The organism is Salinicola endophyticus (assembly GCF_003206575.1).
In the GTDB taxonomy this organism is placed as follows: Bacteria; Pseudomonadota; Gammaproteobacteria; order Pseudomonadales; family Halomonadaceae; genus Salinicola; species Salinicola endophyticus.
In genome coordinates, this window is record NZ_PZJO01000003.1 from 576,334 (window position 1) to 590,545 (window position 14,212).

14 protein-coding genes and 1 other RNA gene are annotated in these 14,212 nt (G+C 65.7%); 9 read left to right on the forward strand and 6 right to left on the reverse strand.

Translation table 11 applies throughout. The features are described from left to right. The first annotated feature begins 23 nt into the window (after positions 1-23). Complete coding sequence (locus tag DOM66_RS09140; protein ID WP_110674104.1) at positions 24-935, forward strand: ROK family protein; 912 nt, start codon at positions 24-26, stop codon at positions 933-935. A 161-nt stretch (positions 936-1,096) separates the two neighbouring features. Here the strand turns inward: DOM66_RS09140 and DOM66_RS09145 are convergent, their stop codons facing one another. Continuing rightward, the gene (locus DOM66_RS09145) at positions 1,097-3,541 is read right to left on the reverse strand and encodes a mechanosensitive ion channel domain-containing protein (protein ID WP_342588193.1); all 2,445 of its coding nucleotides are present in this window, start codon (positions 3,539-3,541) and stop codon (positions 1,097-1,099) included. Positions 3,542-3,890: 349 nt separating this feature from the next. On the opposite strand from DOM66_RS09145, the gene DOM66_RS09150 reads away from it, so the two are divergent. Then, positions 3,891-4,082, forward strand: a complete 192-nt coding sequence (locus DOM66_RS09150) for a hypothetical protein (RefSeq protein WP_110674105.1) — start codon at positions 3,891-3,893, stop codon at positions 4,080-4,082. A 99-nt stretch (positions 4,083-4,181) separates the two neighbouring features. Here the strand turns inward: DOM66_RS09150 and ssrA are convergent. Together ssrA and smpB are read right to left on the reverse strand one after the other, a co-directional pair. Continuing rightward, positions 4,182-4,560: a transfer-messenger RNA gene (ssrA, locus tag DOM66_RS09155) on the reverse strand. A 107-nt stretch (positions 4,561-4,667) separates the two neighbouring features. Then, on the reverse strand, positions 4,668-5,147 hold the full coding sequence (gene smpB / locus DOM66_RS09160; RefSeq protein ID WP_110674106.1) for an SsrA-binding protein SmpB: 480 nt from the start codon (positions 5,145-5,147) through the stop codon (positions 4,668-4,670). A 124-nt stretch (positions 5,148-5,271) separates the two neighbouring features. Here smpB and DOM66_RS09165 point away from each other — a divergent pair, with 124 nt between their 5' ends. Together DOM66_RS09165 and DOM66_RS09170 are read left to right on the forward strand one after the other, a co-directional pair. Then, positions 5,272-5,706, forward strand: coding sequence for a type II toxin-antitoxin system RatA family toxin (locus DOM66_RS09165; protein ID WP_110674107.1), 435 nt, complete (start codon positions 5,272-5,274; stop codon positions 5,704-5,706). A gap of 4 nt (positions 5,707-5,710) precedes the next feature. Then, complete coding sequence (locus DOM66_RS09170; protein WP_110689932.1) at positions 5,711-6,067, forward strand: RnfH family protein; 357 nt, start codon at positions 5,711-5,713, stop codon at positions 6,065-6,067. A 24-nt stretch (positions 6,068-6,091) separates the two neighbouring features. Here the strand turns inward: DOM66_RS09170 and DOM66_RS09175 are convergent, their stop codons facing one another. Further along, a complete protein-coding gene (locus tag DOM66_RS09175) occupies positions 6,092-6,514 on the reverse strand; it encodes an outer membrane protein assembly factor BamE (RefSeq protein WP_110674109.1) in 423 nt (140 codons plus the stop codon). A gap of 72 nt (positions 6,515-6,586) precedes the next feature. Here DOM66_RS09175 and fur point away from each other — a divergent pair, with 72 nt between their 5' ends. Next, a complete protein-coding gene (gene fur, locus DOM66_RS09180; protein ID WP_035476150.1) occupies positions 6,587-7,036 on the forward strand; it encodes a ferric iron uptake transcriptional regulator in 450 nt (149 codons plus the stop codon). Between the two features lie 180 nt (positions 7,037-7,216). Here the strand turns inward: fur and recN are convergent, their stop codons facing one another. After that, positions 7,217-8,890, reverse strand: coding sequence for a DNA repair protein RecN (gene recN, locus DOM66_RS09185; protein ID WP_110674110.1), 1,674 nt, complete (start codon positions 8,888-8,890; stop codon positions 7,217-7,219). A gap of 333 nt (positions 8,891-9,223) precedes the next feature. Between recN and grpE the strand changes: the two genes are divergently transcribed. The 4 genes from grpE (at position 9,224) to DOM66_RS09205 (ending at position 13,923) form a co-directional block, all read left to right on the forward strand. Then, the gene (gene grpE, locus DOM66_RS09190) at positions 9,224-9,847 is read left to right on the forward strand and encodes a nucleotide exchange factor GrpE (RefSeq protein WP_110689933.1); all 624 of its coding nucleotides are present in this window, start codon (positions 9,224-9,226) and stop codon (positions 9,845-9,847) included. 122 nt (positions 9,848-9,969) lie between these two features. Next, positions 9,970-11,910 carry a molecular chaperone DnaK gene (gene dnaK / locus DOM66_RS09195; RefSeq protein WP_110689934.1) on the forward strand — a complete coding sequence of 647 codons (1,941 nt, stop codon included), beginning with the start codon at positions 9,970-9,972 and terminating at the stop codon, positions 11,908-11,910. Between the two features lie 98 nt (positions 11,911-12,008). Continuing rightward, a complete protein-coding gene (dnaJ, locus tag DOM66_RS09200) occupies positions 12,009-13,160 on the forward strand; it encodes a molecular chaperone DnaJ (RefSeq protein ID WP_110689976.1) in 1,152 nt (383 codons plus the stop codon). Positions 13,161-13,299: 139 nt separating this feature from the next. Continuing rightward, complete coding sequence (locus DOM66_RS09205; RefSeq protein WP_110689935.1) at positions 13,300-13,923, forward strand: LysE family translocator; 624 nt, start codon at positions 13,300-13,302, stop codon at positions 13,921-13,923. Here the strand turns inward: DOM66_RS09205 and DOM66_RS09210 are convergent. Beyond that, positions 13,920-14,183 (reverse strand): formate dehydrogenase subunit delta, encoded by a 264-nt coding sequence (locus DOM66_RS09210; protein WP_110674114.1) that lies wholly within the window; start codon positions 14,181-14,183, stop codon positions 13,920-13,922. The two genes, DOM66_RS09205 and DOM66_RS09210, sit on opposite strands and share 4 nt — an antisense overlap. Positions 14,184-14,212: the final 29 nt, after the last annotated feature.

The window sequence follows — 14,212 nt, forward strand, 5'->3', positions numbered from 1 at the left end:
AGGCGCTCACCAGAGGAGTTGGCATGCACTACGGCATCGATGTCGGCGGTACCAAGATCGAACTCGGGGTCTTCGACTCCCAGTGGCAGCGGCTTGCCACCTGGCGCGAGGCGACTCCCGCGGCGGATGGTCCGGCACTGCTGGCGCGGCTGGCGGCGATGGTCGCCGTGGCCGATGCGCAGGGCGGCGCGCGTGGCACCCTGGGGCTCGGCCTGCCCGGTGTGATCGACGCCGGAGGGCGGCTCGTCGCCGCCAATCTGCCCGGCCTGCGTGAGCTACCGCTGGCGGCGTCACTCAGCGAGCACTTCGACCGCCCGGTGGCGTTCGACAACGACAGCCGCTGCTTCATTCTTTCGGAGGTCGGCCCCGGTGGTGCCGCTGCGGGCGAGCGCCACGCCTTCGGCGCGATCCTGGGTACCGGTGCCGGCGGTGGGGCGATCGTCGAGGGGCGGCTGCTCGGCGGGCACGGCGGCCTGGCCGGCGAATGGGGGCATCTCCCGCTCTCGGCGGCGGCGAGCGAGCGTTATCATCTACCGCGTCTGGCCTGTGGCTGTGGTCTGCACGGCTGTCTCGAGCGTTATATCTCCGGCCCGGGGCTGGTGACGCTGTTCCGTCACTTCGGCGGCGAGGCGGAGCGTGCCGAGACCTGGTATGCCGCCTGGCAAGCGGGCGACCCCGCGGCGGAGCTGGCCCACCGCTGCCATGTCGATCTGATCGGCGAGGCGTTGGCCAACGTCACCAAGCTGCTGGCCCCGGCGGCGATCGTGATCGGTGGCGGGCTCTCCACCCTGCCGGAAGTGGTCGCCGAGCTGCCGGCGGCGCTCGGGCGTCATCTCTTTCCTGGTGTGGCCATGCCGCGGGTGGTGGCCTCGCGCCTGGGCGCTGCCAGCGGCGTGCGCGGTGCCGCCATGCTGGGTGCCGGCGCCTCCGCCTAGACCCTGTCTGACCGGGAGGGCGCGCGTCGACCTGGCAGGCTGCGCCTGGCGGTCACCTCGAGATCGCCGGCGCTTCCCCCTCAGGTCTGGCCCGTTGGTGTAACGCCTTGCACAAAAAAGGCCGCCCCGAAGGGCGGCCTCTTTGTTTCACGTTGTCGCGTTCAGCGCGGATCGTCACCGGCATCGTCATCGACGTCGTCGTGGGTCGGTTTGTTGTGCGTGGCATCTTGCGACTCGGTGTCGGGCCGCTTCGCGCTCGAGGTCTCCTGGGCGGTGCCGGGAATGTCGCGTTTTTCATCGCGCAGCACGCGCACGTGGGCCGGCGGCGCCGAGCCATCCCGATCTTCACCGAAGTAGAGCGTGGTGTGCGGGAACGGGATCTCGATGCCCGCCTTGTCGAAGTAGAGCTTGACCAGGCGGTTGTAGGCGCGGCCCACGCCCCACTGGTCGCCCGGGGTGGTCTTGATCACCACGCGGATATTGACCGAGCTGTCGGCCAGGGCGATCACGCCGGCCACGGTCATCGGCGCCAGCAGCTTGTGGCCGTGCTCTTCGCTCGCCTTGAGCTCCTCGAACGCCGCCTGCAGCTGCTCGATGGCGTAATCGATGTTCTCGCGGTAGGCGATGCCGTACTCGCCGACATGGTTGCCGTATTCACGCATGAAGTTGGACACCGTGCCCACCGACGAGAACGGCACGATATGGTAGGTACCGGAGAGGTCGCGGATTGCCACCGAGCGGATGCTGACGCGCTCGGCGGTGCCGGTGACGCCGCCCACGGAGACCACGTCGCCGGTGTTCATGGCGTTCTCGAGCTGGATGAAGATCCCGGTGATGACGTCCTGGACCAGCTTCTGGGCACCGAAACCGATGGCCAGACCCAGTACCCCGGCGCCGGCGATCAGCGGGCCGATGTTGATGCCGATCTGCGACAGCACGATCATCACCGTCATGATGATCAGGGTGATCGCCAGAGCGTTGCGGAACAGGCTCATCAGGGTCTGGGCGCGGGCGGTCGGGGCGCCGCCGCCGGTTTCCGGATTGAGATAGTTCTCGATCAGGCTCGCCAGGCCGATCCACACGATGGCAGCCATGGCCAGGATCAGCAGCACCTGGATCACCGCGGCGACGGTGTGCGCGCCGGCTTCGCTGGCGTACCAGGCGGCCAGGTCGAAGGCGCCCCAGGCATCCAGGGTGTAAAGCGCCACCGCGATCAGGATGATGATCCGGATCACCTTGAGGAAGCTCGGCACATAGGCGTTGAGCCGGCCCTCGAGCATCGGCAGGCGTCGGCGCAGCTCATCGGAGAGCGTGATGCGCCGCCCGATCAACTGGGTCAGCAGACCCGAGACCAGCATGCCGATACCGATGTAGAGGATCGTCTTCAGAGTGGCGATCAGCACGAACGGCAGGGCGGTTTCCGGATGCAGCAGGGTCACCCCGAACACCATCAACGCATAGAGAATGGCAAGGATGTGCCACACCCCGGCCAGCATCCGCAGGGCGACGCGGGAGGCGGCCATGCCCGCCTGCTCCGCCTTGCCCAGGATCAGGTCACGCACCGCGAGGCGCTTCTTGAGGATCACGGTCATCGCCGCGAGCAGGGCGATCAGCATGATCAGCACGCTGATGACCTTGCCGAAGGCCGGCGACAGGTTGAGGTTCAGAATCGGCACCACGACCAGCATGCCGTAGCCGACGAAGCCGGCCAGGCTGGCCAGGAAGCCGTTGCAGTAGCGTGCCTGGGCGGCGCTGATGGGCACCAGGCGCAGGCCTTCGTGGCTGGAGGCGAACAGTATGCGCAGCGCGCACTTGAACAGTTCGATCATCAGGAAGGCGTTGAGGAACAGCGAGAAGCGCGTGCTCAAGGTGCCGCTCTCGCCGACCAGGAAGGTGGCGACGAGGTTGCCGGCGACATAGGCGAGCGCCACCACCACCACGTCGACCACGGCGGCCAGGATCACGCCGACGATCACCCGCAGCAGATGCCCGCGCCCTTCACCCTGTAGCGACCAGCGGCTGAAGCGGTTGAACAGCGGTCCGGCGATGCCACGCAGCACGAAGAAGGCGCCCACGGTGGCGACGATCACCATGCCCAGCTCCAGCGCGGCATCGAGGAAGTCGCTCAGGCTGAAGGCGGGGCCGCTGCTGGCGGCAGCGTCGCCGCTGGCGAAGAAGCCGCTGACCAGCGCCGCCACGGCGGTGAACTGACCGCCGATGTCATCGGCGAAAGCGCTGGTGATATGCGCCATGCGGCGCGGAAAGGAGGCGATTTCGGCGCTCTCGGTGCTTTTGGCGCTGTCGCCGGAGGCCTGGCTGGCGCTCGCTTCAGCGGGCGCGCTGCCCTGGGACTCACTGGCGCCGGCCCGGGGCTGCTCGGCGGCGAGCTTGCGCAGCTGATCGATCAACGCCTGACGCGACTGCGGATTCTCCAACAGGTCGGCCATCGTCGAGTAGGCCGGCCCTTCCTGGGCCTGCTGCTCGGTGGGCGCGCTCGACGACTCACCCGAGCCGGCGCTCTGTTGTGCCATCAGCGGGGCTGCAAAAAACAGCAGTATCAAGAGTAGCCAGCGGCTCGGCCAGCGATCGGGGCGAGGGGTGGGCACGCTTCAACCTCCTTGTCTGAAGGGCAGGGTCATAAGGGCTGTGTCTCAAGGGCCATGTCGTCAGGCCAGAGCGGTGAACGGATGTTCGCGCAGCGCGCGACGACGGCCGGCATCCAGCTTAAACATCCTTAGGGTAACATTTTATCGTCACACGGAAATTCAGTCGTCGCCGGACCTCTTTGAGGCTAGTCCATCCGTGCCCGCTGGCCACTGGTGGTGGCGATGGGACTGGACAAGACGCGATTCTTTGCCACGCTCAGTCGAGCCGTCGGCTCGGATGCCGTCGCGCTGTCTCCTCCAACCTCAAGTCTGGTGCCAGCCTTCGCTGGTGCCCCGTCAGGGATCGATCATGCTCAATGTGACCCTCGAAATGCGCTGTAACGTCTGCGGCGGCGAGCGCTTTCTGCTGCCGACGCTCGACGAGACGGCACAGGATGTACGCTGCGCCGGCTGCTCTGCCTTCAAATGCAAGAACCAGGACCTGGAGCGCGCCATGGCCGCAGCCGGGCCGCGCCGGAGCGGGCGTCATCCCGCGCTGTAGACGCCCATGGCACGCTGATCGGGCACGATACGAAATGCCCGGGCGCCGAGCGTCCGGGCACAAAAAAAGCACCTCTCTCGAGGTGCTTTTTTCTGGTGTTGGTGGAGGCGGGGGGAATTGAACCCCCGTCCGCCGGCACTCACCCATCGGCTCTACATGCTTAGTTCCGTCTTTTGATTTAGCGCAGTGACCTCCGACGGGCAGGATGACACCTTGCGATCTCTCTAAGGTTTAACGCATGTCAGGAGAGCGCTGACATACGCGGTCCCATCAGCTTTAGCTCGTATCCTCTCCGCGATGAATGGGCACATCGCTTCGAGGCCAGACAACAGCTAGCAGTTCTTAGGCTGCCAGTGCGCCTTGAGCGTAGTTTTCGTCGTTTGCGACTATTTAATCGTAACGTTGGATTTACGAGATACGTTACGCTCTCGGCATGCACCTCAGGGATTGTCACCGGCGTCGAAGCCATGTCGCCCCCGTGGAACCCCGGTATTCTATCAGTTGGGGGTGACCCCACGCCATCTCAATCGTCGAATCGAAACCTCGGCACCACACGCCACCGCGAAGCACTCTCTCGGCACCGCGTCAGGCGTGGTCGCGCATCACGCGGGCCTTCTCGCGGTTCCAGTCGCGCTCCTTCTGGGTCGCGCGCTTGTCGTGGAGCTGCTTGCCGCGCACCAGCGCCAGCTCGCACTTGACCAGATTCTTCTTCCAGTAGAGCTTGAGCGGCACACAGGTGTGACCCTTTTCCTGGGTCCGCGAGAAGATCCTGGCGATCTCCTTGCGGTGCAGCAGCAGCTTGCGTGTACGGTCGGGCTCGGCCACCACGTGGGTACTGGCGGTATTGAGCGGCGTGATGTGGCTGCCCAGCAGCCAGGCCTCGCCGTTCTTGATCAGGATATAGGTGTCGGTGAGCTGGGCCTTGCCGGCGCGCAGGCTCTTGACCTCCCAACCGCTCAGCGAGAGACCCGCCTCGAAGGTTTCGTCGATGTGATACTCGAAACGAGCCTTCTTGTTCTGGGCGATCGTGTTGTTGCCGGGCACGTTGCCTTTCTTCTTACCCATGACACCTCTTCGCGGCGATATCCGGTACGCCCGCAGACCTTGGGGCGAGCGTGCTACCATTCAAGCATGTGAGAAATGGCCCCCATGATACGCGCATCGGGGCGATAAATCAGTGGAGAGCTACATGCCAAGCGTGCACCGGTCTGCTTTTGTCCGGCATACCCCGGAACAGATGTTCGAGCTGGTCAATGACTTCGAACGCTACCCGGAATTCCTCCCCGGCTGTCGTCGGGCCCGCGTGGTCGAGCGTGGAGAGGACTATCTGATCGGCAGCATGACCCTGGCCAAGGGCGGCGTCGAGCAGAGCGTGACCACGCGCAACGATCTACAGCGCCCCGGGCGTATCGACCTGTCGCTGGTCGACGGCCCGTTCAAGCGTCTCGACGGACGCTGGCACTTCCGTGACATGGGCGAGAACGCCTGCAAGGTCGAGCTGGAAATGGAGTTCGAGTTCAGCAACCGCCTGCTGGGCATGGCCTTCGGGCGGCTGTTCCAGCAGGTGGCGGGGCAGTTGATCGATGCCTTCACCCGGCGCGCCGATCAGGTCTACGGGCGCTGACGCCATGCCTTTTGCAGTCAACGCCCCCGAGGTCAGCGGCTCTGAGTCCAGCGATGCGCCGGCGTGTACATGGGTCGAGGTGGCCTACGCCACACCGGAGCGCCAGCGTATCGTCACCCTGGTCTGGGCGCCAGGACTCACCGCCCGCGCGGCGGTGATCCGCGCCAACCTGACCGCGCACTTCGCCGAGCTCGATGACGCCTGGCTGGCCGGCGCGCCGCTGGGGATCTTCGGCGAACGCCTGGAAGCTCCCGAGCAGCGCGAGTTGCTGCCGGGGGAGCGGGTCGAGGTCTATCGTCCGCTGCAGCTCGATCCCAAGCAGGCACGGCGCGAGCGGGCGGCCCGCAGGCCGCCGCGCTGACTCGCACTCGATAGAGAGGGGAGACTAGAGGCCTGTGGGACCGACCTGCGGCACCGCGGCACCTTCACCGGCACCCTCGACCGCCGGGCCGGGGCCGCTGTCCTGGTCGAGCTCGACGTCGGAGTCCATGTCACCGGACTTCTGGATGTCGACCACCTGGTCGTTGGCGAAGGTGAGCGTGACCCGCTTCTCCACTGTGCCGCCGTAGGCCTTGTCGAGATAGAAGACGTAGTCCCACTGGTCGGAGGAGAAGGGCGCTTCCATCAGCGGCGTTCCCATGACCTGAACGACCTGGGCGCGGCTCATGCCGGTATGGAGCTGAGACACCATGTCCTGGGTAATGAGGTTGCCCTGGACGAGGTCGCGTTTGTAGACGCCAAAGTAGCTGCAGCCAGCGATGAGCGACGCTGCGAGCACGAGTACGGCCGTTCTGATCAGGTTTTGCATTTGAGTCCGTCTTTCACTATCGTTGCGTGGATTGATCATACCCGACACGGGACGCCACTGCGAAGAGCGACCATGGCCGACGAAAACCAAGAATTGCGCAAGGCGGGACTCAAGGTCACTCTGCCGCGTGTCAAGATCCTGCAGATCCTCGAAGCGACACGTATGGAAGAAGAGCTCCATATGAGTGCCGAGGACGTCTACAAGGCGCTGCTGGAGTCGGGAGAAGATGTCGGCCTCGCTACCGTATACCGTGTGCTGACTCAGTTCGAGGCCGCCGGCCTGGTGGTGCGTCACAATTTCGACGGCGGCCATGCCGTGTTCGAGATGACCCAGGAAGAGCACCATGACCATATGGTGGACCTGGAGTCCGGTGATATCGTCGAGTTCTACGACGAAGAGATCGAACGGCGCCAGCGCGAGATCGTCGAGGAGCACGGTTACGAACTGGTCGAGCATGCACTGGTGCTCTACGTTCGCCCGCGCGGCTCCAAGGCGACACGTCAGGACAGCAGCAAGAAGTAAAATGGCCGCGGCCAGGCGCCCACGGCGCTTGCCGGACGGAAACGACGAATATCATCAAAACGCCGACCCCCAGGGGTCGGCGTTTTGCGTCTGTGTATGCGTGTCATGCCGAAGGCGAGGGCATGTGTGATGGTGTGAGTGATGAACGATGGTGGGGCGGCGTGAACGCCGCCAGGGCGCTCAGTGCGCCCCGGTCTGGCTCGCCGCCAGCATCTCGCGGGCGTGGGCCAGGGTGCGCTCGGAGAGCTTGACGCCGCCGAGCATACGCGCGATCTCGCGCACTCTGCCTGCCTCGTCGAGCTGCGCCATCCGGGTGCGGGTGGCCTCGTCGCTCGACTGCTTCTCGATATGCAGGTGCTGGTGCGCCTGGGCGGCGACCTGCGGCAGGTGGGTCACGGTCATGATCTGGGCCTTGTGGCCCAGCCGGCGCAGCAGCTGGCCGACGATCTCGGCGGTGGCGCCGGAGATACCGACGTCGACCTCGTCGAATACCAGCGTGGCCAGGGTGCTGTGGCTGGCCGCCACCACCTGGATCGCAAGGCTGACGCGGGAGAGCTCACCGCCTGAGGCGACCTTGGCCAGCGGTCGCGGTGGCTGGCCGGGGTTGGCGCTGATCAGCAGGCTGACGCGGTCGACCCCGTGGGGCTGCGGCGTCTCCAGCGGGGTGACCTCGACCGCGAAGCGTGCCTTCTCCATGCCCAGGAAGGCGAGCTGCTCCTGCACCTGACGGGCGAACTCGGTGGCGCTGGTCTGGCGCGCCTCGCTGATCTGGCGGGCGGCGTCGCGGTAGTGCTGGCGCGTCTCCTCGAGTCGCGCGCGCAGGCTGTCGAGATCCTCGTCGCCGCCCTCGAGGGTCGCCAGCTCGGCACTCAGGCGCTGGTGCAGCTCGACCAGCTCGTCGGGCATGACGTGGTGCTTGCGGGCGATGCGATGAATCTCGCCGAGGCGCTCGTCGACCCATGCCAGCCGCTGCGGATCGAGCTCGGTGGACTCGACGAAGTGGTGCAGTTCGCGGGCCGCCTCCTCGAGCTGGATCTGGGCATCATTGAGCATGCCGAGCGCTTCCGCCAGGCTGCCGCGGTCGCTGCCCGGCACCCGTGACAGGCGCGTGTGCGCCTGCAGCAGCAGGCCCAGCGCGCCGCCCTCGTCATGGTCGCAGCAGTCGGCGGCGAACTGCGCCTCGCGCAGGCTCTCCTCGAGGTGCGCCAGGGTCTCCTGCTCCTGCTCCAGCGCTTCCAGTTCGTCCGCCTGCAGGGCCAGCTGATCCAGCTCCTCCACCTGATAGCGCAGCAGCTGGCGCTTGGCCTCGCGCTCTTCGTCGTTCTCGCTGCGCTGGCGATACTGCTTGCGCAGGCTCTGCCACTGGCGGTGCAGCGCCGCCAGCTCGTCCACCGCGCGGCGCTGGCCGGCGGCGTCATCGAGCAGGCGACGGTGGGTCTCCTCGTTGAGCAGCGCTTGGTGGGCGTGCTGACTGTGGACGTCGATCAGGCACTCGCCGAGCTCGCGCAGATCGGCGATGGTGCAGGGCTGGCCGTTGATCCACGCCTTGGAGCGCCCGGACGCGGTGACCACCCGGCGCAGCAGGCACTCCTCGCTCGGCAGTTCGCGCGCGGCGAGCCAGGCCCGCGCCTCGGCGCGGCCGCTGAGATCGAAGCGTGCGCTGAGATCGGCGCGTTCGGCACCGTGCCGCACGCCGCCGGCATCGGCGCGTTCGCCCAGGCAGAGCCCGAGGGCACCGAGCAGGATCGACTTGCCCGCCCCGGTCTCGCCGGTGATGGCGGTCATGCCGGCCTGGAACTCCAGGTCGAGGGTGTCGACGATGGCGAAGTCGCGAATGGCGAGTTGGATCAGCATGCTGCCTCCCGAGGATCGATGGCGGCCATACAGTGGTCTGTTCGTTTATACAGTAGTCGGTTCGGCGCTTCAATCCACCTCGCGGTGCCTGATGGACGCGTGTCGCCTGTCGGCGTTCACGCAAAGCGCACCAACGCTTGAGATCGTGGCGGGCAGCCCCATATAGGCAGTCACTTGGACGTCAATAGCGATCGTCGATGACGCAGGCGCCGAGCAGACCCTACGCGGAAGCGTCGCCATGGTGTGACGCTGCCCGGCCCAGGGGCTCGCCGGTGCTGCGCCGACGCTGTCTTCATACTGGTGCTTTCATCACATCTATATCGGGAGAGACTCATGTCCAGAGATCCGCAGAAGCCCGTCGACGAAGAGATCGAGCGCGCCGAGCGCGACGGTGAACCGCAGCCGACCCAGGCGCCGCTCGAGGGCGATCTCGACGCGGTCGCCGACGAGCTCGAGCACGAGCCGGGCGAGAACGGCGGTGACGCCAACCCCGAGGCAGAAGTGCTGGCCGCGCGGGTGGAGGAGCTGGAGCAGGCGCTCACCGAGGCCAAGGATCAGTCGATGCGTGCCGCCGCCGAGGCCCAGAATGCCCGCCGGCGCGCCGAGCAGGATGCCGAGAAGGCCAGGAAGTTCGCGCTGGAGAAGTTCGTCAAGGAGCTGCTGCCGGTGGTCGACAGCCTGGAGAAGGGGCTGGAGAGCATGCAGGAGGTCGACGAGACCCACCGCGAAGGGGTGTCGATGACCCTGAAGATGCAGCTCGACGTGCTCGCCAAGTTCGGCGTCGAGCAGATCGACCCGCAGGGTGAACCGTTCGATCCGCAGTTCCACGAGGCGATGAGCATGGTGCCCAATCCGGAACTCGACCCCAACACGGTCATGGATGTGATGCAGAAGGGTTACACCCTGAACGGGCGGCTGGTGCGGCCGGCGATGGTCATCGTCAGCAAGTCGGCCTGACGCAATCTGGGCCGGCGGGGCTTGAAAGGCGCCCGAAAGCCCCCAGATAGCAGTCAATCGCGCGACACGCGCCGCCAAGACAACGTATCGAATCGTCAACGAATTGTTAGAGGTGAGGAATTATGGGACGCATCATCGGTATCGACCTGGGTACGACCAACTCCTGCGTCGCCGTGCTCGACGGTGACAAGACTCGCGTGATCGAGAACGCCGAAGGCGCTCGCACCACGCCGTCGATCATTGGCTACACCGACGACGGCGAGACTCTTGTCGGTCAGGCGGCCAAGCGTCAGGCGGTCACCAACCCGACCAACACGCTCTACGCCGTCAAGCGTCTGATCGGCCGCAAGTTCAAGGACGACGTCGTCCAGAAGGACATCAAGATGGTGCCCTACCGCATCGTCGAGGCCGACAACGGCGACGCCTGGGTGCAGGTGAACGACAAGAAGCTGGCACCGCCGCAGGTCAGCGCGGAAGTGCTCAAGAAGATGAAGAAGACCGCCGAGGACTATCTCGGTGAAGAAGTGACCGAAGCGGTCATCACCGTGCCGGCTTACTTCAACGACTCTCAGCGTCAGGCGACCAAGGATGCCGGCCGCATCGCCGGTCTCGAGGTCAAGCGCATCATCAACGAGCCGACCGCGGCTGCGCTGGCTTACGGTATGGACCGTTCCACCGGCGACCGCACCATCGCGGTCTACGACCTGGGTGGCGGTACCTTTGACATCTCGATCATCGAAGTGGCCGATGTCGACGGCGAGAAGCAGTTCGAGGTGCTGGCGACCAACGGTGACACCTTCCTGGGTGGCGAGGACTTCGACCTCAAGCTGATCGACTACCTGGTGCAGCAGTTCAAGAGCGATTCGGGCATCGACCTGTCCGGCGACAGCCTGGCCATGCAGCGTCTGAAGGAAGCTGCCGAGAAGGCCAAGATCGAGCTCTCCTCGGCCCAGCAGACCGAAGTCAATCTGCCCTACATCACCGCCGACAACACCGGTCCCAAGCACCTGGCGATCAAGGTCACCCGGGCCAAGCTCGAGTCGCTGGTCGAAGATCTGGTCAGCCGTTCGCTGGGTCCGTGCAAGACCGCCATGGACGATGCCGGTCTCTCCAACAGCGAGATCCACGACGTCATCCTGGTGGGCGGCCAGACCCGCATGCCGCTGGTGCAGCAGAAGGTCGCCGAGTTCTTCGGCAAGGACGCCCGCAAGGACGTCAACCCGGACGAAGCCGTGGCCATGGGTGCTGCGATTCAGGGCGGCGTGCTCGGCGGTGACGTCAAGGACGTACTGCTCCTCGACGTGACCCCGCTGACGCTGGGTATCGAGACCCTGGGTGGCGTGATGACGCCGCTGATCGAGAAGAACACCACGATCCCGACCAAGAAGACCCAGACCTTCTCGACCGCCGAAGACAACCAGACCGCCGTGACCATCCACGCGCTGCAGGGTGAGCGCAAGCAGGCGGCACAGAACAAGTCGCTGGGTCGCTTCGACCTCGCCGACATTCCGCCGGCACCGCGCGGCGTGCCGCAGATCGAAGTCGCCTTCGATCTCGACGCCAACGGTATCCTCAACATCACGGCCAAGGACAAGGCGACCGGCAAAGAGCAGTCGATCGTGATCAAGTCCTCCAGCGGTCTCTCCGACGATGAGATCGATCAGATGGTCAAGGATGCCGAGGCACACGAGGCCGAGGACAAGAAGTTCGAAGAGCTGGTGGCCCTGCGCAACCAGGCTGACGGCATGATCCACGCTTCGCGCAAGACGCTGGAAGAGGCTGGTGACAAGGTCGACGCCGACGAGAAGAGCAAGATCGAGACCGCCATCAGCGAGCTCGAAGAAGCGCTCAAGGGTGACGACAAGGACGCCATCCAGGGCAAGCTCGACGCGCTCACCGAAGCGTCCGGCAACCTGGCGCAGAAGATGTACGCCGAGCAGGGCGAAGGCGCCGGTCAGGAAGCGGGTGCCCAGGCCGACGACGCCCAGGCCAGCGGCAAGAAAGAGGATGACGTGGTTGACGCCGAGTTCGAGGAAGTCAACGACGATCAGAAAAAGCAATAATCACGACGTCTGACGTCGTGTGACGGCAGCAGCGCGGGAGCCCGACACGACTCCCGCGTTGTCGTTTGCACGGCATCGATACGGAGGCGAACAACGTCATGTCCAAGCGTGACTACTACGAAGTGCTGGGCGTCGACAAGGGCGCCGACGGCAAGGAGATCAAGAAGGCCTATCGCCGGCTGGCACAGAAGTACCATCCGGACCGCAATCCGGACGACCAGCAGGCCGCGGAGAAATTCCGCGAGGTCTCCGACGCCTACGAGGTGCTGTCCGACGACCAGAAGCGCGCGGCCTATGACCAGTTCGGCCATGCCGGCGTCGATGGCCAGGCCGGTGGCGGTTTCGGCGGCGGCGGTTTCGGCGGTGCCGGAGCGGGTGGCTTCAGCGACATCTTCGGCGATGTCTTCGGCGATATCTTCGGTGGCGGCGGCGGTGGTCGGCGCAACCCCAACGCGCCCCAGCGCGGCAGCGATCTGCGCTACAACCTGGAGCTCGATCTCGAGGACGCCGTCTTCGGCACCACCGTCGACATCCGCGTGCCGCGTCATATCGAGTGCGAGCACTGCGACGGCAGCGGCGCCGAGCCGGGGTCGAGCAAGGAGACCTGCCCGACCTGTCACGGCCAGGGTCAGGTGCGCATGCAGCAGGGCTTCTTCGCCGTGCAGCAGACCTGCCCCACCTGCCACGGCAGCGGCCAGGTGATCAAGGTGCCGTGTCGCAAGTGCCACGGCGAAGGCCGCGTACGCGAGACGCGCACACTGTCGGTGAAGATCCCGGCCGGGGTGGATACCGGCGACCGCATTCGTCTCAACGGCGAGGGCGAGTCCGGGCTCAACGGTGGTCCGGCGGGCGACCTCTACGTCCAGGCCGACATCAAGCCGCACCCGATCTTCGAGCGCGACGGGCGCCATCTGCACTGCGAAGTGCCGATCAACTTCGTCGACGCTGCCCTGGGTGGCGAGCTTGAGGTGCCGACCCTGGAGGGCCGTGTCAAGCTCAAGATCCCCCCCGAGACCCAGACCGGCAAGCTGTTCCGGCTGCGTGGCAAGGGCGTCAAGCCGGTGCGCGGCGGCCCCGCCGGCGATCTGCTGTGCAAGGTCGTGGTGGAAACCCCGGTCAACCTCTCCGAGGAGCAGAAAGAGCTGCTGCGCAAGTTCCAGGAGAGCCTGGGTAGTGCCAGCCGCCATTCGCCCAAGAAAGAGGGCTGGTTCGACGGCGTCAAACGCTTCTTCGAAGATATGAAGCCCTGATCCGAGCGCGCCGATCCTGGCGCGCGGGTCATGACCTTCGGATCCTGCCAAAGCCCCGTCCGGTTTCGCCCGGGCGGGGCTTTTTCTGTGTGGTCGTGGGCGCTACAGTCGAGGGTCTCACCCTGGAGATGGCATCATCATGGATCCGCTCACCTTTGCCCTGGCCGCGCTGGGCTTCGCTTATCTGCCTGGGCCGGCCATGCTCTATACCGCCGCGCAGACCCTGGGGCGTGGCAAGCGCGCCGGCTGGTTCGCGGTACTGGGCGTGCATCTTGGCTGCTACGTGCATGTGGTGGCGGCGACGCTGGGGCTGGCGGCGCTGTTTGCGGCAGTGCCACCGGCCTATGTGGCGATGAAGGTGATTGGCGGGGTGTATCTGCTCTGGGCGGGTGTACGGCTGTGGCGTCAGGGCCTGGGGGGCGAGGCGCCGCAGCTCGACTCACACGCCAGCGCACGGCGAGTGCTGCGTGACAGTTTCCTGGTCGAGGTGCTCAACCCCAAGACCGCGCTGTTTTTCGTCGCCTTTCTGCCGCAGTTCGTGCAGCCCCAGGCCGATCTCGCCATGACCTGGCAACTGCTCGGCCTGGGTGTGGCCTCCAACCTGATCTTCTCCTCCGCCGACGTGGTCACGGTACTGCTGGCGGCGCCGCTGCGGCGTTGGTTCACCGCCGGCAATAGCCGCGGTTCGCGCTGGCTGCAGCGGCTCGGCGGTGGTGTGCTGGGTGGTCTGGGCGTCAATACCCTGGTCCACGCCAGCCGCTAGCCCGCGTCCGAGGTCTCCTCCCAATCCTTGACCGTCGTCGAGAGTGCCTTGAGCCGCTCGACGGCCAGCTTCGACACCGGGTCGAGCTGGCTGCCGTCCTCTTCGGCGTAGGCGATGATGTCGCGCTTCATCGGGCGCGCCCAGAACTTCTTGAGATGGGTGGCGACCTGCTCGGCCGCCTGGGTGTCGTCGCCGTGATGGCGGTTGTTGAGGCTGATCTGGTTGATCATCTTGATCAACGATGCCGTGTTATCGCTCATGTCCGTCTCTCCCCGGTTGGCCGACTCCT

Coding starts and splice junctions, on each gene's coding strand:
- DOM66_RS09140 (WP_110674104.1), top strand. CDS start 24: ATGCACTACGGCATCGATGTCGGCGGTACCAAGATCGAACTCGGGGTC.
- DOM66_RS09150 (WP_110674105.1), top strand. CDS start 3,891: ATGCTCAATGTGACCCTCGAAATGCGCTGTAACGTCTGCGGCGGCGAG.
- smpB (WP_110674106.1), bottom strand. CDS start 5,147: ATGGGTAAGAAGAAAGGCAACGTGCCCGGCAACAACACGATCGCCCAG.
- DOM66_RS09165 (WP_110674107.1), top strand. CDS start 5,272: ATGCCAAGCGTGCACCGGTCTGCTTTTGTCCGGCATACCCCGGAACAG.
- DOM66_RS09170 (WP_110689932.1), top strand. CDS start 5,711: ATGCCTTTTGCAGTCAACGCCCCCGAGGTCAGCGGCTCTGAGTCCAGC.
- DOM66_RS09175 (WP_110674109.1), bottom strand. CDS start 6,514: ATGCAAAACCTGATCAGAACGGCCGTACTCGTGCTCGCAGCGTCGCTC.
- fur (WP_035476150.1), top strand. CDS start 6,587: ATGGCCGACGAAAACCAAGAATTGCGCAAGGCGGGACTCAAGGTCACT.
- recN (WP_110674110.1), bottom strand. CDS start 8,890: ATGCTGATCCAACTCGCCATTCGCGACTTCGCCATCGTCGACACCCTC.
- grpE (WP_110689933.1), top strand. CDS start 9,224: ATGTCCAGAGATCCGCAGAAGCCCGTCGACGAAGAGATCGAGCGCGCC.
- dnaK (WP_110689934.1), top strand. CDS start 9,970: ATGGGACGCATCATCGGTATCGACCTGGGTACGACCAACTCCTGCGTC.
- dnaJ (WP_110689976.1), top strand. CDS start 12,009: ATGTCCAAGCGTGACTACTACGAAGTGCTGGGCGTCGACAAGGGCGCC.
- DOM66_RS09205 (WP_110689935.1), top strand. CDS start 13,300: ATGGATCCGCTCACCTTTGCCCTGGCCGCGCTGGGCTTCGCTTATCTG.
- DOM66_RS09210 (WP_110674114.1), bottom strand. CDS start 14,183: ATGAGCGATAACACGGCATCGTTGATCAAGATGATCAACCAGATCAGC.